At 45.4% G+C, this 20,474-nt stretch carries 23 protein-coding genes; 21 read left to right on the top strand and 2 right to left on the bottom strand.

Annotated features, from left to right (window positions below):
• Positions 1 to 59: 59 nt before the first annotated feature.
• The 7 genes from ACYVHJ_RS04715 to ACYVHJ_RS04685 all read left to right on the top strand — a co-directional run bounded on the left by ACYVHJ_RS04715 (position 60) and on the right by ACYVHJ_RS04685 (position 5,431).
• Positions 60 to 2,975, top strand: a complete 2,916-nt coding sequence (locus ACYVHJ_RS04715; protein WP_460512997.1) for a hypothetical protein — start codon at positions 60 to 62, stop codon at positions 2,973 to 2,975.
• Between the two features lies 1 nt (position 2,976).
• Positions 2,977 to 3,210 carry a hypothetical protein gene (locus tag ACYVHJ_RS04710; protein WP_460512995.1) on the top strand — a complete coding sequence of 78 codons (234 nt, stop codon included), beginning with the start codon at positions 2,977 to 2,979 and terminating at the stop codon, positions 3,208 to 3,210.
• A complete protein-coding gene (locus tag ACYVHJ_RS04705; protein ID WP_460512993.1) occupies positions 3,207 to 3,431 on the top strand; it encodes a hypothetical protein in 225 nt (74 codons plus the stop codon). Before ACYVHJ_RS04710 ends, ACYVHJ_RS04705 begins: the two co-directional genes overlap by 4 nt.
• Before the next feature lie 79 nt (positions 3,432 to 3,510).
• Positions 3,511 to 3,813 carry a hypothetical protein gene (locus tag ACYVHJ_RS04700; RefSeq protein WP_460512991.1) on the top strand — a complete coding sequence of 101 codons (303 nt, stop codon included), beginning with the start codon at positions 3,511 to 3,513 and terminating at the stop codon, positions 3,811 to 3,813.
• Entirely contained in the window at positions 3,800 to 4,693 is an 894-nt protein-coding gene (locus ACYVHJ_RS04695; RefSeq protein ID WP_460512988.1) for an HNH endonuclease signature motif containing protein, read from the top strand. The genes ACYVHJ_RS04700 and ACYVHJ_RS04695 overlap by 14 nt, the downstream gene beginning before the upstream one ends.
• Complete coding sequence (locus ACYVHJ_RS04690; RefSeq protein WP_460512986.1) at positions 4,647 to 5,072, top strand: hypothetical protein; 426 nt, start codon at positions 4,647 to 4,649, stop codon at positions 5,070 to 5,072. The genes ACYVHJ_RS04695 and ACYVHJ_RS04690 overlap by 47 nt, the downstream gene beginning before the upstream one ends.
• Positions 5,073 to 5,281: 209 nt before the next feature.
• Positions 5,282 to 5,431 (top strand): hypothetical protein, encoded by a 150-nt coding sequence (locus ACYVHJ_RS04685; RefSeq protein WP_460512984.1) that lies wholly within the window; start codon positions 5,282 to 5,284, stop codon positions 5,429 to 5,431.
• A gap of 51 nt (positions 5,432 to 5,482) precedes the next feature.
• Here ACYVHJ_RS04685 and ACYVHJ_RS04680 read toward each other — a convergent pair whose 3' ends face one another.
• Complete coding sequence (locus ACYVHJ_RS04680) at positions 5,483 to 5,635, bottom strand: hypothetical protein (protein WP_460512982.1); 153 nt, start codon at positions 5,633 to 5,635, stop codon at positions 5,483 to 5,485.
• Between the two features lie 41 nt (positions 5,636 to 5,676).
• Between ACYVHJ_RS04680 and ACYVHJ_RS04675 the strand changes: the two genes are divergently transcribed.
• The 13 genes from ACYVHJ_RS04675 to ACYVHJ_RS04615 all read left to right on the top strand — a co-directional run bounded on the left by ACYVHJ_RS04675 (position 5,677) and on the right by ACYVHJ_RS04615 (position 19,304).
• A complete protein-coding gene (locus tag ACYVHJ_RS04675) occupies positions 5,677 to 6,318 on the top strand; it encodes a methyltransferase-A70 family protein (protein ID WP_460512980.1) in 642 nt (213 codons plus the stop codon).
• Positions 6,319 to 6,437: 119 nt separating this feature from the next.
• The gene (locus ACYVHJ_RS04670) at positions 6,438 to 6,578 is read left to right on the top strand and encodes a hypothetical protein (protein WP_460512978.1); all 141 of its coding nucleotides are present in this window, start codon (positions 6,438 to 6,440) and stop codon (positions 6,576 to 6,578) included.
• A 340-nt stretch (positions 6,579 to 6,918) separates the two neighbouring features.
• Positions 6,919 to 7,191: a hypothetical protein gene (locus tag ACYVHJ_RS04665; protein ID WP_460512976.1), complete on the top strand. Its 273-nt coding sequence runs from the start codon at positions 6,919 to 6,921 to the stop codon at positions 7,189 to 7,191.
• Positions 7,192 to 7,248: 57 nt separating this feature from the next.
• Positions 7,249 to 7,800 (top strand): phage antirepressor N-terminal domain-containing protein, encoded by a 552-nt coding sequence (locus ACYVHJ_RS04660; RefSeq protein ID WP_460512974.1) that lies wholly within the window; start codon positions 7,249 to 7,251, stop codon positions 7,798 to 7,800.
• Positions 7,801 to 8,059: 259 nt separating this feature from the next.
• Positions 8,060 to 8,350, top strand: a complete 291-nt coding sequence (locus ACYVHJ_RS04655; protein WP_460512972.1) for a hypothetical protein — start codon at positions 8,060 to 8,062, stop codon at positions 8,348 to 8,350.
• A 684-nt stretch (positions 8,351 to 9,034) separates the two neighbouring features.
• The gene (locus tag ACYVHJ_RS04650) at positions 9,035 to 9,562 is read left to right on the top strand and encodes a hypothetical protein (protein WP_460512970.1); all 528 of its coding nucleotides are present in this window, start codon (positions 9,035 to 9,037) and stop codon (positions 9,560 to 9,562) included.
• A gap of 492 nt (positions 9,563 to 10,054) precedes the next feature.
• A complete protein-coding gene (locus ACYVHJ_RS04645; protein WP_460512967.1) occupies positions 10,055 to 11,389 on the top strand; it encodes a WD40/YVTN/BNR-like repeat-containing protein in 1,335 nt (444 codons plus the stop codon).
• A gap of 2 nt (positions 11,390 to 11,391) precedes the next feature.
• Complete coding sequence (locus tag ACYVHJ_RS04640) at positions 11,392 to 14,382, top strand: phage head spike fiber domain-containing protein (RefSeq protein ID WP_460512965.1); 2,991 nt, start codon at positions 11,392 to 11,394, stop codon at positions 14,380 to 14,382.
• Between the two features lie 57 nt (positions 14,383 to 14,439).
• Positions 14,440 to 15,384, top strand: a complete 945-nt coding sequence (locus ACYVHJ_RS04635) for a S49 family peptidase (protein ID WP_460512963.1) — start codon at positions 14,440 to 14,442, stop codon at positions 15,382 to 15,384.
• A 12-nt stretch (positions 15,385 to 15,396) separates the two neighbouring features.
• A complete protein-coding gene (locus ACYVHJ_RS04630) occupies positions 15,397 to 16,968 on the top strand; it encodes a hypothetical protein (RefSeq protein WP_460512961.1) in 1,572 nt (523 codons plus the stop codon).
• A gap of 13 nt (positions 16,969 to 16,981) precedes the next feature.
• Entirely contained in the window at positions 16,982 to 17,545 is a 564-nt protein-coding gene (locus tag ACYVHJ_RS04625; protein WP_460512959.1) for a hypothetical protein, read from the top strand.
• An 83-nt stretch (positions 17,546 to 17,628) separates the two neighbouring features.
• Entirely contained in the window at positions 17,629 to 18,627 is a 999-nt protein-coding gene (locus tag ACYVHJ_RS04620) for a hypothetical protein (protein ID WP_460512957.1), read from the top strand.
• On the top strand, positions 18,627 to 19,304 hold the full coding sequence (locus ACYVHJ_RS04615; RefSeq protein ID WP_460512955.1) for a hypothetical protein: 678 nt from the start codon (positions 18,627 to 18,629) through the stop codon (positions 19,302 to 19,304). Before ACYVHJ_RS04620 ends, ACYVHJ_RS04615 begins: the two co-directional genes overlap by 1 nt.
• Positions 19,305 to 19,525: 221 nt before the next feature.
• Here the strand turns inward: ACYVHJ_RS04615 and ACYVHJ_RS04610 are convergent, their stop codons facing one another.
• Positions 19,526 to 19,693 (bottom strand): hypothetical protein, encoded by a 168-nt coding sequence (locus ACYVHJ_RS04610; RefSeq protein WP_460512953.1) that lies wholly within the window; start codon positions 19,691 to 19,693, stop codon positions 19,526 to 19,528.
• Positions 19,694 to 19,820: 127 nt separating this feature from the next.
• On the opposite strand from ACYVHJ_RS04610, the gene ACYVHJ_RS04605 reads away from it, so the two are divergent.
• Positions 19,821 to 20,414: a KilA-N domain-containing protein gene (locus tag ACYVHJ_RS04605; protein ID WP_460512951.1), complete on the top strand. Its 594-nt coding sequence runs from the start codon at positions 19,821 to 19,823 to the stop codon at positions 20,412 to 20,414.
• Positions 20,415 to 20,474 lie beyond the last annotated feature (60 nt).

Below are 20,474 nucleotides of genomic sequence, written 5' to 3'. Positions count from 1 at the left end.
GGTATTATGTAAGGCAGGCAATCAAATCAGGTTTTCAGCATCAGTTATCACTTTTCTAAATGTATATAGAACAATCAGACATATTCAAAGCCACCGATGGAGGCCTTAAAATTCTCCTTCACTACTTTCCCCAGGCCCAGAGCTGTGTAGGTAGGAAAGGCAAGAAATTCAAAGTCCGTGAGACCGAGAAAACAGCCAGCGCCACGCTCAAGCAGTTGCAAGACGGAAACTGGGTCGTTACGGATTTTGGAGGGGATCAAAAGCCCAAAAATGGCATTCACATATGCATGGAAGAGGAGGGGGTAGACTTCAAGGAAGCCCTGCAGTTACTCGCTTCCAGGTATGGCGTCTCCGGAGAAACCAAATTTGAGATCCTAAAGCCTGAGATTTCCAGTAGAGACGCAAAGCCTCAGGAGAATGACGGAGAATGGTACTTTGAGGTAAGAAAGGATTTCACAGAATTCGAGATCCGCACAGTGCTTGCAGAGAAGGTAGTCCCTGTCCTTAGGAACAAAGAAGGCAAAGTCGTCAAAGACAGCTCAGGTATAGCCGCCATCGATACAGACAAGGTGTACAAGGTTTTCCGAAGGTATCATTTCTATTCCTTGATTTCCTACTCCGTAGTCAAAAACAGGAAGGTCACCACCATTGCAGCTACAGAGAAGTATCCCATCTACATGTGGGACGAAGGAGATTTCAAAAAGATTTACCAACCACTCAGTCCGGATAAGGGGCGCAGGTTCATGTATTATGGCAAGCGCAAAAGCGATTTCCTTCATGGGTTGAGCGTTTGCAATATGGCCTATGAAGACCTGCAGGAGTCAGACGATTTTGAAGATGATGAGGAGCAGACCAAAGCCAAAAAGAAAAAGAAACTTCCGGAGATCATCTATTGCTCAGGAGGGTCAGATGCCATGAACTTGGCCATGATCAGTTACCAGGTAGTCTGGCCAAATTCCGAAACAGCCAAGCTTACTGACAAGCTTTTCAAAAAGCTGCAGGCCATCTGCGAAAAGGTAATGAACATGCCAGACATAGACTTCACCGGTAAGCGTGAAGCCCACCGGCTGGCCATGGAGCACCTGGACCTACACACCATCACGCTACCGGAAGACCTGAGGAGTTTCCCGGACAAAAGAGGCAACCCCTCCAAAGATGTCCGCGATTACCTCAAGCACTTCAACTATTATGATTTCAAGCAACTTGTTCGCACAGCCATTCCTTATCGTTTTTGGGACGAAGTGCACTGGGTAGACAAGGCCGGAAACTGGCAGTCCAAGTTCCAGGAGAAAAACACCAGGCTATATAATTTCCTAACCAATAATGGTTTCTACCGGCTTGAAAACAAAAATGAAAAGATGGGCTACATCTTCATTCAGATCCAGGACAACATCGTTCGGGAGATAGAAGTGAATGAAGTCAAAACGTATATCAATAATTTTCTTGAAAACAGATACCTGGACGAAGGACTCAGGGACGTGTTCTACAGAAGTAGCCAGCTAAAGGACGCATCTATGTCAAACCTACCCATGACAGAGGTAGATTTCACGGATTACGACAAAGACACTCAATTCTTTTTCTTCGAAAACAAAACAGTCGAAGTCAGCAAGGAAGCCATAAAGGTCCACAAGCTCGGGGAGGTGCAAAAGTACGTCTGGCATGATGAGGTCATAGAGCACCGGTTCAAGCCTCAAGACCCTCACTTCAAGGTGTCCAAGACAGATGATGGGCAGTGGGACATTGACATCCTGAAAACAGACAATACCTTCCTCAATTTCCTGATAAATACCAGCCGGACACACTGGCGCAAGGAACTAGAAGATGCACTGGAAGGCAAAACAGCCGAGGAAATAGCCAAATACAAAAAGGAGAATCTATTCAATATCGCCGGGCCTAACCTGGACAAAGAAGAGATCTTGGAGCAAAAGCACCACCTCGTGAATAAGATGTATGTACTCGGTTATCTGCTTCACAGGTACAAGGATCCTTCCCGTCCCTGGGCCATCTATACCATGGATCATCGCATTTCAGACGAAGGAGAATCTCACGGCGGTTCGGGTAAGTCCATCGCCATGGGTTCGGTAAGTAGGTTCATGAAATCAGTGACCCTTAGAGGCCGTGACCCCAAGATGACAGAGAATCCGCACATGTATGACCGGGTAACGATTCATACAGATTACATCCTTGTAGATGATGCCAATCAGTACCTGAAGTTTGATGTTTTCTTTTCCGATATCACCGGAAACATGATCGTCAACCCCAAGAACAATAAGTCCTATGAAATCCCTTACGAAGAGTCTCCCAAGTTTGCTTTCAGTTCCAATTTCCCACTAAGGAACATAGACAGCTCTACGCTCAGGAGGATCCTGTATTGTGTTTTCGCAGACTATTACCACGAAAACAAAGACGGATATTTCAATGAAAGCCGTAATCCCCGGGAGGAATTTGGCAAAAACATCCTTGGCCCGGATTACACAGCAGAGGAGTGGAACGACTTCTACAATTTCATGATCCAGTGCTGTCAGCTGTACATGCAGCACAGCAAGATAGATCCGCCGATGGAGAATGTGGAGAAAAGAAACCTTCTTTCAGAAATGGGGCCCGCCTTCCATGAGTGGGGAGACACTTACCTCGCAGACAGGCTAAATGAGTTCGTGACTAAAAAATACGCTTTTGAAGATTATATCAAGACTTCTGGCAGTAAGTGGACATCACAAAAATTCACAAAAGCATTAAGAGCCTGGGTAAGGTATTACGGCTATGAGCTGGATCCGGAAGAGTTCCACAACGCATCAGGCCGGATAATCAGAAAGATAGACGTCAATGGCACACCTACCTCTATGGAGATGATCTACATCAGTTCTTCAGGAGAAGAGGGAAACACCGAAACACCTTCAGCAGTCAAGATCCCTCCCACACCAGGTAATGAAAACCTGACACCGGGAGACGACACAGAAGCCTTAGAAGCATTTTAATATGTATGAAGAAATCCCACTCAAACTCAAAACAGCGGCATCTATGAAGGAATTCATAGACCCGGTTCGAAACACCAGAAGAATGAACATGGTGTACTTCCAGAAACTAGAAAACGGTACCGGGCTCATTACCCGGGTGGTATCCGACAAGACAGACAAGATCTGGCTTAGCCGGATGATCAAGCAAGGAAAGATATTATTACAACCAGAACTAAACATCGCAGAAACATCATGAAAATCACAGTAGACACCAGCTTCCTGATAGCAGTCAAAGACATGCGAGAAGAACAAACCAGATTCTTTGCCCTAAGCAAGCAAGCCAAAGCCATGGGTAAAGCCAACCCAAAATTATGGTCGGAACGAAAAGCCTGTCTGGACGCCTCCCGACAAATGGAGTCCCTTGTAGACGCCAGGCTAAACGGCTACCTAAACAACAGCCCCAAACCCGACCCCTAACCCGATCACCAGATCACCGATCACCAAATCACTAAATCACAGATCACAACATCACAACATCACTAAACCCCAAAAAATCATGCAAAGCAATAATAAACAAAGTACCGGATGTTTCACAAGCAGCCTTATAGCAATAATTATCTGGCTGATGCTAATAGTAATGGTAACCAGTTCATGCGCACAGCGACAATACACAGGGCTAATCCCGGAGGGCCGGGTGATTCAGCAGGATGGAGACAGACTTCTAATCCTCTTCAATGCCCTGGACAATCCCGAAGTACGGGCATACGAATGGTTTCATTTTCCCGGCATCGGTCCTGTAGAATTTTGGGACATGGACGCCACCATACAGCTTAGAAGAAGAAATTATGCAAAGGACTAAGATAACACCGGAAATAGAAGCATTTATCCGGGAGAACCACCAGCACATGACCGGGAATGAAATGGCCCGTCACTTTGGTGTAGGGAAAGGTGTGGTCCATAGGTATCAAAAAAAACATGGATTGAAAACACCCAAAAGCGTAAGTGACGCAAAGCGAGGCAACCCCGTAGGCACCACCACATTCACGGCTGAGGAAGACAAGTACATCCGAGAACATTATCTCAAGCTCCCTATCAAATCCCTTGCTTCAGACATGAACAGAAGCTACACCGGGGTAATGGGACGAATCAAAGCCATGGAATTGGAGATCCCGGAAGAAGTAATTCAGCGAAACAAGCAGCGCTCTTATTTCAAGAAAGGCCAGGAAGCTTTCAACAAAGGCAAGAAGCAGACCGATTACATGACGCCGGAGCAGATAGAGAAAACCAAGCCCACCCGATTCCATAAAGGAAACAAACCCCACAACACCAAGGAGGATGGAGCTATCTCTGTTCGTGAAGACAGTAAGGGAATCAGTTACCAGTGGATTAGGATCTCAGAAGCCAACTGGCAAATGCTCCATGTGGTCAGGTGGGAAGAGCTCCATGGTCCAGTCCCTGAGGGAAAGATCCTCAGAGCAAAAGATGGGGACAGCATGAATGCAGCTCCCGAAAACTGGGAGCCTATCAGCAGAGCAGAACACATGGAGAAGAATTCAGGAGCGCTCAATCTTCCTGACGGAATGATAGCCCTATACCTCTCCCCAAAAGACAAGGAACTCAGACAAGAGCTGCTCAAACATCCCAAACTAATCAGTATCAAAAGAAATCAAATCATTCTAAACAGAAAAATCAATGAAAATCTACGAAATGGAAACCTATCTAAACAGTCTGAAAAATAAAAACATCAGTCTGGACGGAAAGTCCGGACGCCTGATCAGGTGGGCAATGGGAGACAAGACACTCAAGCTAACCCTGGACAGCCAGGACATCGTTATTCTGGCAGGTGATGTGGCCGAGTCAATGGAACGAATTCAAGTAGTAGAAGGGGGTGAATTAGTAAAAGTTGCCCCTGTCCCTCTCATCCAGCGATCAGGATCCAAGATAGAAGCCATCCTGATGGACAACATAGAGAATATCCAGAAAAAACCGGAATACCTGGAACAAGCCAAGGAGATCAACGCCAACGTCAAAACACTAATAGATCTGGCCAAAACAGAGGTAGATTACATGAAAACCATCGCCTCCTTCACCGCCCAGTCCAATCCAAAAAGTCAGTAACCCTGTAACCCCTAACCCCATGAAAAACAATCCCAAAATAACCGATTCAGATGATGCGCTACAAGCATTGGCAGCAATCATCGCCTTCGTTGTTCTGCAGTTCTTTCTGATAGCCTGCATGATTGTCTTATCCTTTTACCTTTCACCAGATCACCAGATCACCAAATCACAAGATCACCAAATCACAAGATCACTAAATCCCTAAGCCCATGAAAAAAGCAATCTTCATTATCGCAATCCTCCTACTAAGCAGCTGTGCAAGCTACCGAACAGAGCCATACAAAAACAATCCAAGAAACCCGGCAAAGGCCTACCAAAAAGCCCACAAAGCAAAATGGCCTGTCTACAAAAAAAGATAAACCATGTTCGAATCAGACATCAAGCGACACCTAAGAAACATTAGGCATGAGCTATTCCCCAGGCGAAGAGTAAAAGCATTCTTCGCCAATATCTTCGAAATCTACATCTACCTCTCCCTCCTGGCCACCACCGGCACCATCCTGCTCATAGCCATCTTCGGAGGAGAAGTAAGCATCCAGATATACTGGGACTCCTACGACCACATCCAATCAATCATCAATCACATCAAAAACCTTTGGAAATCATGAAAAAATACAATGTGATATATGCAGACCCACCGTGGAACATTAAAGCAGGAAGACCTATAGGTGGATACGTTCTGAAAAATGGAACTCAAGTGTTTGTGCCTCATTCTAACAAAAGCAGATCACTTAGTTATCCATCAATGACAATTGAATCTATAAAAAATCTAGATGTCAAATCCATTTCAGCTAAAAACGCCCATTTGTATATTTGGGTAACTAATTCCCATTTACCGAAAGTATTTCAAATTATAGAAAGTTGGGGGTTTAAATATTCAACAACTATTGTATGGGCCAAGAATAGAATGGGGGGAGGTCTAGGAGGAGCATTCAGGATAACCACTGAATACCTGATTTTCGCTAGAAAGGGAAATCTTAAAGCAGACAAATCAATAGGAAGCACCTGGCATAATGTAAAGAGAACTTATGAAAATGGAGCTCCTAAGCATTCAAAAAAACCTGAGTATTTCTACAATCTTATAGAAGAAGTATCTCCAGGTGATAAAATTGAACTATTTGCTAGGCAGAAAAGATCAGGATGGGGCGCTTGGGGAAATGAAGTCAGCAGCGACATAGAATTAAACTCCATCACCGATCACCACATCACTACATCACAAAATAACATCATCACTAAATCATCATGAAAAAAACAATCAGCACCATCATACACCTGTTCCCACACGCTGAGAAGATCCTGCTTCACTTCCCTCTAGGAGCTGTAGCAGCTGCGCTGGCACTATTCTACACAGACAGCCCCTGGTAGATGATCCGAAACGCCACAGAAATAGGCATCATGAAAGAAGTCTGGGACTACGGTCGCAACAAGACCATAACCTTAGAAAACTGGATGGATCTCTTCGCTACCATGATGGGAGGCGTTCTGGTCGCTATTTGGTTTATTTAATATCGTGGCACATCCGCCACGATATAATAGAGCAAAACAGGAGCTAATCGCCTGCCATTTGGCAGGCGATCAAAACTTGATCGACCACCAAATAGTGTTCATTCAAAAGCTAATCAAGCACCATATGGTGCTCATTTAAATTTATTCTCCACCCAAATGGTGGGAGAATAATGAAAACCAGGTCGTCCAAAAAAGCTAAAAACGACCCAATTATAGGACCTGCATTGGCTGTACAGCCAATGCAGGTAGCCAAAAATAGTAAAAAACAGACCAAATAATATATCTGAACTTGCTATACAGCAAATGCAGGTACGAGTAATTTAAAACCTAAAACATCAAAATGAAAGTTATAAAATTTATTTACGAAGAAAAGGAAGTAGACTTCCTCCCATCAGGCAATGACAGTGTAATGGTTAACGCCACCCAGATGGCTAATATTTTTGATAAGAGAATTGATTTTTTTCTTAAAGCCGATCACACTAAAAAATTTATTGAAGCTCTTTTATTGACTCCAAAAAGCAACAATAAAGAAGCGTTATCCCCTCCATATGGAGGAGATAACTCGGAAATATCCACACCAAATGGTGGGGATAAATTCAAATACTCCCTGTAGGTGTAAACTTAGATCCAATACCAAAAACAAATTAAACAACCAAAACCCCTTAAAATCATGAATACGCATCAAAAATTCTTATCCTTCAATGGTAAAAACATCATCTTCCTAAATGTAGATGGTACTTACTGGATAGCATTAAAGCCGATTTGTAAAGCTTTAAATATTAACGCGGACAGGTCCTATAGAAACGTAAAAAAAGACCCGATTTTAGGACCTGCATGTGCTATACAGCACATGCAGGTAGGCGAAAAAGGCAATAATCAACTCCGAAAAATGACCTGCATTCCTGAAAAATACGTCTACGGATGGATATTTTCTCTCAGATCTGACAGCGAAGAACTCAATAAATACAAAGAAACCTGCTACAACTTGCTGTATGACCACTTTCACGGCACCATCACCAATCGTAAGGAGCTCCTGCTACAGCGTAAGGAAATAGATACGCAGATCCACACGCTCAAGGAATCGCTGAAAGAAGAGGACGTAAAATACAAACAGCTGCAGGAACTACAGAACAGGAGGAAAACGGTAAGCACTCAACTCAGCTCTATTGATAAAGAGCTTATAAAACAACCGGAACTGTTTAAACCCGAAATGAGTCAGTAACGAATCACATATGAGATGAATTTCATCGCAGTATAAGAATTCTTTTGTCCGTATATTAGCAGCGACTTACATTCTAAGAGGCAGGTATCTTGCTTGCCGTGATAGCGCTGCAGGCATTTTTTATGCCCGGGCCTTTCTTATATACTCGGCTCAGTACCCCCGTGCAAACCTGTAATAGGTTTGCTGCCTCTTAGGTGTAAGTCAACGGGAAAGGCTGAGCCGTTTTCTTTTTCAGCCTATTATCTAAACATTCTGTAAAATGACTTACACAGAACAAGCAAACATCACAGAAGACTACGGCAGAGCCGTGGAGAACCTTCGCAGCATCCACGGATCATTCACACCACCACTGATGGCACTTGTCCGGATCAGCACCGCCTGCTCCCTGGATACGCCACTCTCAGAGGTACTGGATCATGAGGACCGGCAGACCGTCGCACTGCTCATGGAGCACCTCGGAAGCTTGTTGGCCATCTATGACCGACATCATCCCCACCGCCATCTCACAGATGAAGAGGTGGAAGCTACCAGGCGCACCATAAATCAGTAAAACACACAACCCACCTGCAGAACCCTCTGCAGGTGTTTTTGCATCCCTCCCCCTCACCCCTCCAAATCACCCAAAAATCCTGTAACCCAGTAACCCCTCATCACCAGCCCAATCCCTCACAGTCGTACTGATCAACCCAAGGTCCCGCCACACAGCTCAGCCCGGTTACAAACCACCAAAGCCCCGCTCACTTATCACCAGGTCAACCCATCACCAGACCACGCAGGGACGCCGCTTTGTATTCTCATTAGGGGAGACCCGTTTTTGTATGCTTTTTCCTGCACCTTATAATTTATATTTTACACTAAATTTTTGTAACTCTGTATCTAAAAGATAGAAAACTATTATAATACCCCTGAAAATCAAATAATTACAAGGTTACAAACAGCTTATTTTTTTTGTTTCCTAGGAGACAAGGTTACAAAAAAGTTTGTAACCTGAAATCTCCAATTTTTCGGTTACAAAAATCTGTAACCACGGCACAAAATGATTTTTAAGAATGTAACTTTTTAAAACACTGACAATCAATAAGATAGACACCTAAAGATACAAGGTTACATGGTTACAAAAATTTCCAGCCTTACTCAAGTTATTCTGTTTGGAAAAAAGAAAAAAAAATAAATTTCGCAAAAAGAGAATGATTTGCGATGGTTGGGAGAAATGGTTAAATTGTTAAAAAAAACAATGGACATTCAGCTCGTAATCAATAAGCCCCTGCTCCGTGCCTATTTTGATTTTCTTTTCACCCAAGATGAATCCGGGAACTATGGCATAGGTCGTGCCAGTGATTTTGGTAAGATCCTTTGCAGTTTCGTTCGCTACACCAGTCAGAAGCCGGAACCCATCCCAGAGGCGGTCAATCTCACCCTACCCAAATCTGACGGCCTAAAAAACGCCGCTAACTACTATATGCGTTATTCCAGGGAAGACCTCATTAGGATCAATGATCTGCTGGAAGTATTCTTCAATATAGACTTTGACAGGTATTACCTGAAGGGCAAAAAGCTGGGTTTGCTGCAGAAGCATATAATAGAGTCCTTCATTATTTCACGCAATCTTACCAACTTGATGCATGACCACGAGACACTTAAGAAGAAAGAGTATCGGGAAGAGTTGCGACTGCTCAAGGAGCGATGTGGAATGCTTACAAGGAAGGCGTACTATAGAAATGAGAAAATTGAGTCAGGTATGCAAAACATTTTAGTCAATTAAGCGAAAAAACATTTCGTAAAAATCGGGATTTTACCCATAAAAATAAAATATATGCTAGGTTCTCTTAATCACATATGCAGAGTGCGTTACGCATCTATAGATGAAGTGGCCCAGCTCATGTCTAGTCCTTCCGGAGGGGTGTTGGTTTCTGCAGCATGGCAGGAGCTGGCCATCAGCAAGCCTCCCAGTCTCAGCATTAGCGAAGACTATGGCAAAGCCGGGAGGAGCTATACCAGCAGCTTCCGCACCTGGCTCAGTGAGCGCAGGCTTATTGCAGATCCCGTGATTGTCCGGATAGACTTCTCAGATGGCAAGCCCACACTTATAATAGGTAGCGTGGATCATCCCGTCAGATTCACGGAAGACCACAGCCTATCCCAAAAGAATCTTCAATTCACCCATAAATTCTGGTCTTATCCATTCCGACTGGTGAATGTCAGCGGAACGGGCATCTTCACACCTGAGTTCACTCAGGAATTCACCTAAGAAATCATGACAGCTCTATCAGACAATCAGTTAATCGCAAAAGCGAATGTCATCGGTAACAAGACCGAGGAAAACACCATCGACCCAACCATGGTGGCGCAGATGTTCAAAGACATAATTTTGAACAAATACAATACAGACGAACCTCTTCCCGAAGGGCCTCAGGGACCACAAGGAGAGCAGGGGCCGGCAGGCTCTCCCGACACGGGGGCCATGATCGTGGATAAGCTGGCAGCCATCGAGGATGAGGAAGACAAACTTCCAAGCTCAGCCCTACAGGGTACCGGTCTCAATAGCCTTCAGTTTGAAAAGAATAAAGACATAGACGCATGGGAGATCATGCGGGATGCCACGCCTACCAAAGGATCAATGAAATTCCTGGCATCGGCAGATCTTTTCAAATATGAAGCCTCTGCCATCCAGGGAAGAAAGCCCAGGGCTTTCACTTTCTCCGAGACGGCAGACACAAAAGAGGTTTCTTTTAGAAAAATAATAGGTAGAAGGGGTTGCTTTTATGCCATTTCAAGTAATGGGACTGGAAATAGGTTCTATGTATCACAAGATGGTAAGTTATTCATAGAAGGTGGAGCAACGGGTAGCTTGGAGTATTACGGGATGGATATTTCGGATCAGGGAACAATCATTTTGGTAGCCAGGTCCGGAGGTCCTGGCAATATAAGAAGAAGTACAGATGGTGGAATTACATTTTCAACGATCACCGCCCCAGGTACTTATACACTTACTTCCGTCAAGCACATTGCGCTAGGAAAGTGGGTAGCTTGCGCCCGGTCTGGTGAAGCGCTCTACTCCACAGATGATGGAGCCAGCTGGACAGCTGCTACTGCAGACGGAGCCAACGATCACATGGGGATAGACTACAGCGATGGGCAGGTGGTGATGGTTTCTCAAGACGGAACAGACCGTGTGCAGCTTTCAGATGATTTTGGAGTGACTTACACAGCCACTTCTCCACCTACCAATCGGATTTTTCACGGCGTCACCTTTTTCAAAGGAAAGATCATTCTCAGAAGAGGAGGGGTGTCCTCAGCCGGATACATCACTGTAAGTGAGGATAAAGGGACTACCTGGTCAGAGAAACTCACTCCTGACGATCCTGATCAGGAGACTTCCGGGATGTCTGTGATTGGCGATTACCTGTATCTATATGGTGCAGATGGCTTTATTCTCCGGACTTCAGACCTGGAATCTTACGAAACACTCACTCCCGTTACCGCTAATAAAATAGCAGCAATGGGCTGGACCATTATGAATGGATTTCCCGTGGCCATGTTTGGCTGCGACACCGGAGACGATGAAGACCGTGTATTTAGCACCCTGTAACTATGAACTTCAAACACCCGATCACCCATACTGACGACATCCGAACGGTGGCAGAGATAGCCTCCTCTGCTGATGTATATCATCAATATTACATCCTGCCGGACAATTGTGAAGATGATGATAACGTAGGCAAAGTAAACTTCCTATGGTCTCATCAGAAGTTTTACAACAGAAGGTTTGGCACCTCTGTAATGGATGGTTCCTATACCTTTTCCATCATCGGGGGTAATTCAGACGGTGCATTTTCGATTGGGCATGGTACGGGTGAGCTTTTCATAGATGATGCCTCGCTCTTTACGGCATCGAGATTACTCACCGTGAGGGTGAAGCTCTTTGAAACCTATTACCAAGACACCATTTGCAAGGTGGACAGAATAGCAGCTGCAGACTGTGTTTTCTTTGACAGTACCGTTACCGGCACGAATGGATCCGGTACCAGGGCAGATCCTTACCGAGGATGGAGCAATCACTTCTATGGAGGAGACTTGATAGAGTGGGGCACAGCGGGGAAATATTACCTTTGGAAGCGAGGCCAAACCTTTGAAGACTGGACAAAGGTAAGGAATCCGCTAGTGGGTGGATCAAGACCGGACTACATCACGCTAGGGGCATATGGGAAAGGTGCCAGGCCCATCATAGATGGGAGCAATAATGCTACCAGTGAACGTTTTTGTGATGTTTCTGATTCTACGCTCAATGGAACTACTGTTACTGCAGGGGATTATCCAGAACGGGTAGCTTATAATGTCCGGATAATGGACATTGAGACCACATTTGATGGTGATGGATCTTGGTATCCTTACCAGGTAGGAATGTATGGCAAGGGGCTTAGATTTCACAGGCTGAAATGCTCCATGGTCACAGAATGGGAAGATGGGTTTTTCTGGGTGAAAAACAATCCCGGATCTGTAGGAGCAGGAAACATAGAGGCTGTGTTTCAGGATATAGAAACCTACGACAGCAAATACAGGGGCATCAAACTTGAAGGAGGGGGAATTATTGGAAGAAATTTCCGATGCTACACCACGCTTACCGACACAGAAACACCCCTAAGCCCTGCCAATGCCCCATATGTTGATCTAAAATATATAGATCAACAAGTCAGCGACAATCAGCGTGGCTTAGGGATGCAGATAAGGGCAGAGCAGCACGTGATAGAATGGGCTTACCTGAAAGGCTATAGAGATGCAATGAATCCCTTCCGGCATGTTTCGCATAATGGGCTGGACGACAGCTACAGAGTCAAGAATTCCGGCTTCAAAAACATCCTGATAGATGGATGTACAAGAAGCATATGTCAGGTAGTGAGCAATGGAGGCGACAAAACGCCTCAAAATAATTTCTTCATTAATATAGATGTAATCAACTCAAGTGGATCCAGTTATGGGCTGCACCTGCACGAAGGGATGGAAGACACCCTTATTGAAATGAGTAACCTGGGAGACTCTCCCGGGATAGTAGTCTTCAGTGACACCTCAGGCACCATCATCAGGAACTGCACTGTGCCCGGCACCATAGACAGGCGATCATCCACCACCATTATCAATACCGTATATGGGAACCTGATCGGTTCCGGAGGTGGATTTGTGATCACCAGTCTTTCTCCACTGCAGTCAGCGATGTTTGTAGACATGGCTGGTAAAAACTACCGACCTGCTGAAGGTTCCGCACTTATCGCTGCAGGTACGGACAGTGATTTGGAATTTGACTTGGATGGAAACGATGTGCCCGGAACGCCCGGGATAGGTTGTTATGAGTACGTGGAGCCTGATCCTGACCCGGACCCGGATCCAGATCCAGATCCCGACCCAGACCCGGAGCCGGTCCCTGGCAGGGTGTTATTCAGAGGTGTTCGTTTTGTAACACTCTCCGACAAATATGGAAACGCCTTATTTGACGCCTATGCCAGGGTAAAAGCCACCGACGGCACCATGGGCGCCCGGCTTACGGACGTGAAACCAATAGTGGACAAGGTCCTGGCTTTTGACTGGGACATGATCAATGTACCCTTTGCTCACAAGGATAAGAAGATATACAGCCTCGTGGGTGATGACATCATCTCCTCAGGAGGAGAAAATGGCAGTGCATTTGATAAGAATGGAATACTGAAAACAGGCTTAACTGGTGGACCGAGGTTTACTTATGATCCTGCGGATGTGGGGAAATATCTGGGGGTTGATTTGGAGGTTGAAGGAACTAATTTAATAGAGAATAGTTCAAATTTAAACTTAAATACTGGGCTTTCAAACATTACTATAACTGACGGTGAACAATCACCTGAAGGTTTATTAAACGCACAGAAATTACAAGCTGGAACGGGTGTTGTTAATTTAAGATACGAGGAATTAAATTTAAATGAGGAATCTTTTTATAATTTTAGTTTATTTAATAAAGCGGGCGATCATGATCAAAATTTTATCCGTTTTTATAATTTGAATGGCGAATGGGTTGGCGTTAATTTCGATGTTAATTTGGGTGTTATTTTGCCTGTTTATGACAGTGATAAAGGGTCTATTCAAAAAATAAAAAATGATTGGTATAGAACTTCTGTATTTCATTTTTCCGAAGTTGGTTCCTCATCTCCTTACATTAGAATGTTTGATTACACTGTTTCTGGATTTGAAAATTCCTTTATGTTTGGTTTTGGCGTCCAGCTGACTAAGGGTGAGGTGATGACCTCCTACATCGCCACTTCCGGCTCCCCCGTCACCCGCCCTGCCGACATCTACTCCGCTCCGGGTCTTATCAATATTGCTTCCCCTTACTCCCTTTTCGAAATCCGAAACGGGGAAGGTGTCCTGAAGTACATCGATCCGGTGGCTGAGACGGTGAAGACTTATAAGGATGGGGTGTATATAGGTGAGGAAGCGGTGGTGCCATCCGCAGACCTGACGGTTTCCTCTGAGGGATCGGACAGGATCCTGGCTTTTGGCTACCACTCTGGCGCTCTCACAGAGCAGGAAAGACTCGATAGATCCAATCTCCTGGCATAGTGCTGTCCTTTACGTTTTGGGTGTCTCATAGTAAACTTGTATCAAACAAGTACTACTATGACACGTCTAGCAGCTAACTGGCAATTTCTACTAATGAATCAGATCCTCCGGGGCAAGTATTTTATGCGTCCGGAGATCGCTCTTGGTCTGGGAATGCAGGCTTCTGATGTCCTCAATAAGGTGGATAGAAATTCCAGACAAAAAAGGGCTATCAACCTCTCCACCATGAGCATTTCGGGTGTGGAAAGTTCCCGCCTGATGATGGATCTGGATGATGAAGAGGAAGAAGAGCAGGCCTCCGGCGGTATCTATGATGGTGCTCCTGAAGGCTCCGTGGCCATGATTCCCATCAAGGGGAGTATGATGAAATACGGCACCCTGTGCGAATATGGAATGGTGGAGATCGCCGAATACATCAGAGCAGCTGCTACGCACAAGAATATTGGTGCCATCGTCCTGGACATAGACTCCGGCGGGGGTGGTGTGGATGCCATAGCGCCCATAGTGGACGCTGTCAATCTCGCCAAAGCCAACGGCAAGCCCGTGGTGGCTTCTGTAGACATGGCTTGTTCGGCGGCCTACTGGGCAGCTTCGGTCTGTGATTACATCGTGGCAGACAATGGCATCAGCTCAGAAGTAGGCTCCATTGGTGTGATGTGTACCTTTCACGATGTGCAGGGCTACTACGAAAAGGAAGGCATCAAAGTGCATCACATCTACAGCTCAGAGAGCGAAAACAAGAATGAAGCCTTTCACCTGGCACTTGAGGGGAAATACGAACTCATCAAGGAAACCGAACTGGATCCACTTGCCAGGAGCTTCCAAAATGCCATCAAAACAAACAGGTCCGGTAAGCTAGATCTCTCTGCAAAGGGAGTGCTTAACGGCAAGACCTACTTCGCACAGGATGCTCTAAACATAGGGCTGATCGACAAGGTAGGCAGTAAATCAACGGCTATAGACATAGCCCTAGCAAAGTCTCACGCAAAACAATTCATATAAATTTTTATTCCGATGTTCAAAAAAATGCAAGCCATCGTACTCGGACTTCTTGGACTCAAAGAGTTTGGGAAAGATGAGTCCGGCAATCTTACCCTCTCTGAAGAGCAGGGACAAGTCATTGCCGATGTGCTCGGTCAGCCATTCGTTGACAAGTTCAAGGCATCCATGAATCAGGCTGGCACAGATCCGCAACCGCTTATCGACGCCATCACTGATCACAATGCAGCACAGAATACCGAGCAGCTAACAGCCCTGCAGGCACAGCTAGCCCAGGCGCAGAAAGACAAGAAAACACTGCAAGCGAGCATCGTGCAGCTCAGCAGTGCTCCGGAACCCGAAGTGCCACCGGTGGCCGCCGCCATTCCCAGGAAAGAGGGTGTAAGGTCCATTATGAAAGTAGACATGAGCAAGCCTCATTATCGTCAGCTTTCTGACTTCCTGAAAAACGGATACATGGCAGAAGGGGCCACTATAGACGTGGCAGACTTGATGCAGGAATTTGGAACCTACCTAAGCCAGGGAGCGAATAACTTCGCCATGCTGGATACCGTGTTCCAGGGATTCACCAGTTCGCAGTACTTCACAGAGACGCAAGCCGTGACAGAGAGAAGGGCTGTTCAAGCTTTGATCACTTCTGTATCTCAGCAGTTCAGCAACAAATGGACACCGTCTGGTAAGTCCAAGTTCAGACCGTTGAAAATCCAGAACCGTCGTCACAAGATCAACGTGCCTATCGTGCCTTCTGAGGTGCTTACCTCGTACATCTTTGATATGTACAGGGAAAACTTGGCAGTGGATCAAATGCCAATCTTCTACTACATCTGGCAGAAGTTGATCTATCCTCAATTAATGCAAGACATCGAGCTGAGAATGATCTTCAAAGGAAAGTATGAAGAACTAGACTGGTCTGGTGTGACTGCAGGTGATGCGGGTCAGGCTCCGGAGAAATCCATGGACGGCCTTGAGACCATCCTTGCAACCAACAGATCAGGAGGTAATCCGGACAATATCCGATTCTTTGACGGAGATGGATTTGACTACAAGACTGCTACTGACGCAGAAGTATTGAAATTCTTTTCTGACTTCTTCAAGTGGATGGCGCCTGTATTCCGCACAATGCCTATGAATGTAGGTTGCTCTTATGAGCTTAGGATGAGGTACAGAGAGGCCTACAAAAACAAGTGGGGCACGGGCTCTGGCACACAGGATCATGACTATGGTTCTGATAGAATCGACTACAGCCGACATATCCTTACGGAAATGGACGGTATGTATGGTTCTCCTATCTTGTTCGCCACTCCTAAGGCAAACATGGTGAAACTTCGTCACATCAATGCACCTAACAAGGTGATCAATGACGTGCAGAAGCAGGACTATGAAGCCAGGATCTTTGGTGAGTACTGGATGGGTGTAGGCTTTGATTATGGTGAGGCAGTATTTGCTCACTGTCCTAAGGATTACGATCCGCATGCGGAGATCACTAAAGTTTATGGTGAATCTACTACTTACCAGCAGTTCAAGGGTACCAACCCTGACATGACTGCCAGTGACTTCGGTAGTGGTTCTGGTGGAGCTGGTATCTAAAAAAGGAGGAAACATGACATACGTAAAAGTATCAGTACCGAAAAATCGAGTGGGGGCAGGCTCTCCCAAACCAAAGGAGCCTAACGTGATCTTCATCCTCTCTGAAGATGTGGAAACCATGCCAACGAAAGACGGCGTGGTCTCCACTTCTGACATCGTCCTGAAGGCCGGTAAGAAAGGGATGGCAGTGTATCTGAATCCAAAATCTATCAATCGTTTTGACTCCTCCGAGGGAGAAGCCAGCGAAGAGATGGCAGGCTGGATCAGTAACTTCGAGGGCAAGCGCCCTGGGGATGACGAACACTTCGCCGCCTGGCTACAGGAGCACCTCAATGAGGGATTCTTGATCCTGAGCAAGGAATGTGGAGACGCACTAGGTAAGCGACTACAGGGCACGCCTTGTAATCCGCTTTTCATGTCCGTGACAGGGCAGGACAATACCGAGGGAATCAGCAGCACCATGACCTTTGCGTCCGGGCAGCAGTCTTTCAATAAGATGATCCACTACAGGAACGAAGACCCTGAAGTGTACGATCCGCCTACAGAAGGTAGCGGATCCGGTGGATCTGGCATCTAGCTTAGCAAACAAATAGGCGTAGCCCTCCGGCCCGGACATCCGGACGGAGGGCTTTTTATTTCAATCCCAAAAAAAAAATCAAAATGTCTACCAAAAAACAAAATACCGAAAAAGAGCAGGTCACAGATAAGGTATCCCAAGATCACCAAATCACCGATCACAACATCACCAAATCACCAGATCACAAGATCACAGATCACTCCATCACCAAATCACCAGATCCAAAGGGGTCAAAAGCAACTTCTAAAAAAAAAGCTGCCTCAACTGCAAAACCTGCAGATGCTCCCGCTCACCCGATCACAGATCACCAGATCACTAAATCACCAGATCACAAGATCACTGATCAACGCACCTCCATCGTTATCCCTTACCTGGCCAGCAAAGCCAAAGGAGACGAACTCCGCTATGCAGTACGTGCCTGGGCAAAGCACTTCCCTGAGGGAAATATTGTGATCATAGGAGACAAGCCCCCATGGGCAGGAAAAGACCTGGTGCATATCCCGCACAAGCCACAGGACAAAAACCCGCAGATAGACGTGGCGCATAAGATGGTGGCAGCCATCGCTTCCAAGAAAGTGAGCGATGTATTCGTCTGGACCAATGACGACATCTACACCCTCTGCCCGGTGGACTTTGCAGACATCATCACGCTCAAGTCTCACGGCAAGCTCCTCAAGCGAGGCGTGGCAAACGGGATCTATGCAGACAACTGCAAGAACACCGTGACAGCCCTCAAGAAGCAGGGCGTCAAAGACCCTTTTGACTATGCCACCCATACGCCCGTGGTGATGGAAAAGAGCAGTCTGGCAAAAGTCATCGAGCGCTATGGCTGTGATAAGGAAGGGCACCTGGTCTATTCGCTCTATGCCAATACCGTATTTCCAAATCACCGCCCCATCATCACCAAGAATGACGGCAGCGGCTCCATCTGCGCCAGCGTATACCGGGCCAATCCTGACCCTAAGATCCTCAAGCGAGTGATAGCAAGCAGAAAGTGGCTTAACAACAATGACGCAGGCTGGAAGGCCGTGGAGCCGGCACTTAAGGTCTTGTTTGCAGACAAGTGTAAGTTTGAGAAGTAATGGACAAGACTGCAACCTATCTATGGCTGAAGGCCGGGGCACCTCTCAGTGAGGGGCTTCGGCTTTTTGCTGCCGATGCCGGGGAAGATCATCCCTTCATAGGACTGCTCAGGTATAACCATCAGGTGGCTTATCCTATCCTAATCCGTGAGCTGGCATCCAGGTCAGGGATCAGCCTCCGGGAAGTGCAGCGCATCCGCCAGGAGAAAGGCACCTTCAGAGAACACTGGCCCTTTCTCTCAGATCCCGGCTGTCCGCCTGAGCTCAAGGTACTGGCAGCAGACAAGATCACCGCCTACTGGAACTACGTCCGCGCGCATGAGCAGCTCTTTGACTGTGTGAGCCGTGAGGAGCAAGTGGCCACCGTCAGGCTACTGATGGACAACTACAAAGAAAACAAAGCCATCATAGCCGAATTTCTCCACTACAAGGAGCATGGCGCCGTCCTGGGCAGGCATCCCATCTTTAAGGAGATGCAGGAGCTGAATAAGCTCAGGAAGCTTGGTCCCATCGAGCTTATGAAGATGGAAACCCGTCTGGAGCATAACGTATGGAGAATAGAGAATGAACTCCAAAAAAACAAAAAGCCACACCTAAGGGCCGACAGAGAGCGCAGAATGCGGATAAAAAAGAGACAACTGGAAGAAGTGAAAAAACTACTTAGCCAGATGAAGTAAAAGAATAGGTAAATTCACTTATAATTAAATTCTATCACCTAAAAAATCAATTGTAAAAAGATAATATAATATAAATTATACAACATATCAAAAAAATGTAATTTATATACCGAAAAATGTTGTTTGTCAACTATATTTTATGCAGTTTTGTTTTAGTGAACATTTACCCAAAATAATACTGAGCAATGAATCAAATACCCCACAAAACAAAAAAAACCGCCTCAGGGAGACGGCTTTTCTTTTTTCGAAGTATCAAGCCCTTTTTGGATTAGCTCGATATATATTTCTTCCAGGGACTTCTTGATCCCCTCATCTTCATAATCCAGTTGAAGCCTTTTAATTTCTCGATGTAATTCATCCGGTAACTTCTTTAATGTAATAGCAGTCATTATATACGGTTGTTTTATTTACTACAAATAAAGTAAAAATAATTTTTACTTACTAATTTGTTTTTAAATAAATAAATACTTCCTTTGTAGTAACGAAAGTAAAAACAGTAAAAACAGTATAAAGAAAATGCAAAGACTTACTTATGATTACCAAGACAAACAAATCGAATTCCTGCTAGGTGGGGATATGATGGTAAATGCCACAGAGATGGCAGCAGTGTACGGAAAGCGAGTTGTGGACTTCACTAGGCGTGAAGAGACCAAAAAATTCATAGAAGCGCTTTCAAAAAGGGCGATTGGAGAGTTTAAAGGTGCGGATTTCTCACCTTTGATTGCTGGATTCGGCAATTTGTCTCCTGATAAAGTAGTCAAAGGTGCGAATGGAACACCCATTTTGATCACTATTCCTGGGAATGAAGGGGGTACTTGGATGCACAGATGGTTAGCTATTGACTTTGCTATGTGGCTAGATCTTGATTTTAAGATCTGGGTTATGGAAAAGATCGATTACCTGATGATTAATTTCTCAAACAAGCAACGAGAACTGATATCCCGAAAGAAAGAGTTATTAAAGGCAAAGGAATTGATGTTAGAAGAGCAAAAGGATAATCCTATTGTAATAAAACTTAATGACATCAACGAGGAGCTTAAAGGTGTCGCCAATAAAATGGCAAAGTCCACAAAGGATCAGTATTCAATTTGGAGCAACTTAGATAGATAAAACCTTATTGCTCCCAAAAAATCTAAAAACAGGAGCAATAATAAAACAAAAAACCCTCGG

The organism is Cyclobacterium sediminis (assembly GCF_054781075.1).
Note: the sequence above shows the minus strand (reverse complement) of the source record. Positions and strands in the feature narration are given on the sequence as shown.

Coding starts and splice junctions, on each gene's coding strand:
- ACYVHJ_RS04625 (WP_460512959.1), top strand. CDS start 16,982: ATGACATACGTAAAAGTATCAGTACCGAAAAATCGAGTGGGGGCAGGC.
- ACYVHJ_RS04630 (WP_460512961.1), top strand. CDS start 15,397: ATGTTCAAAAAAATGCAAGCCATCGTACTCGGACTTCTTGGACTCAAA.
- ACYVHJ_RS04635 (WP_460512963.1), top strand. CDS start 14,440: ATGACACGTCTAGCAGCTAACTGGCAATTTCTACTAATGAATCAGATC.
- ACYVHJ_RS04615 (WP_460512955.1), top strand. CDS start 18,627: ATGGACAAGACTGCAACCTATCTATGGCTGAAGGCCGGGGCACCTCTC.
- ACYVHJ_RS04610 (WP_460512953.1), bottom strand. CDS start 19,693: ATGACTGCTATTACATTAAAGAAGTTACCGGATGAATTACATCGAGAA.
- ACYVHJ_RS04690 (WP_460512986.1), top strand. CDS start 4,647: ATGAAAATCTACGAAATGGAAACCTATCTAAACAGTCTGAAAAATAAA.
- ACYVHJ_RS04675 (WP_460512980.1), top strand. CDS start 5,677: ATGAAAAAATACAATGTGATATATGCAGACCCACCGTGGAACATTAAA.
- ACYVHJ_RS04650 (WP_460512970.1), top strand. CDS start 9,035: ATGGACATTCAGCTCGTAATCAATAAGCCCCTGCTCCGTGCCTATTTT.
- ACYVHJ_RS04715 (WP_460512997.1), top strand. CDS start 60: ATGTATATAGAACAATCAGACATATTCAAAGCCACCGATGGAGGCCTT.
- ACYVHJ_RS04655 (WP_460512972.1), top strand. CDS start 8,060: ATGACTTACACAGAACAAGCAAACATCACAGAAGACTACGGCAGAGCC.
- ACYVHJ_RS04640 (WP_460512965.1), top strand. CDS start 11,392: ATGAACTTCAAACACCCGATCACCCATACTGACGACATCCGAACGGTG.
- ACYVHJ_RS04695 (WP_460512988.1), top strand. CDS start 3,800: ATGCAAAGGACTAAGATAACACCGGAAATAGAAGCATTTATCCGGGAG.
- ACYVHJ_RS04705 (WP_460512993.1), top strand. CDS start 3,207: ATGAAAATCACAGTAGACACCAGCTTCCTGATAGCAGTCAAAGACATG.
- ACYVHJ_RS04645 (WP_460512967.1), top strand. CDS start 10,055: ATGACAGCTCTATCAGACAATCAGTTAATCGCAAAAGCGAATGTCATC.
- ACYVHJ_RS04665 (WP_460512976.1), top strand. CDS start 6,919: ATGAAAGTTATAAAATTTATTTACGAAGAAAAGGAAGTAGACTTCCTC.
- ACYVHJ_RS04660 (WP_460512974.1), top strand. CDS start 7,249: ATGAATACGCATCAAAAATTCTTATCCTTCAATGGTAAAAACATCATC.
- ACYVHJ_RS04685 (WP_460512984.1), top strand. CDS start 5,282: ATGAAAAAAGCAATCTTCATTATCGCAATCCTCCTACTAAGCAGCTGT.
- ACYVHJ_RS04710 (WP_460512995.1), top strand. CDS start 2,977: ATGTATGAAGAAATCCCACTCAAACTCAAAACAGCGGCATCTATGAAG.
- ACYVHJ_RS04605 (WP_460512951.1), top strand. CDS start 19,821: ATGCAAAGACTTACTTATGATTACCAAGACAAACAAATCGAATTCCTG.
- ACYVHJ_RS04620 (WP_460512957.1), top strand. CDS start 17,629: ATGTCTACCAAAAAACAAAATACCGAAAAAGAGCAGGTCACAGATAAG.
- ACYVHJ_RS04700 (WP_460512991.1), top strand. CDS start 3,511: ATGCAAAGCAATAATAAACAAAGTACCGGATGTTTCACAAGCAGCCTT.
- ACYVHJ_RS04670 (WP_460512978.1), top strand. CDS start 6,438: ATGATCCGAAACGCCACAGAAATAGGCATCATGAAAGAAGTCTGGGAC.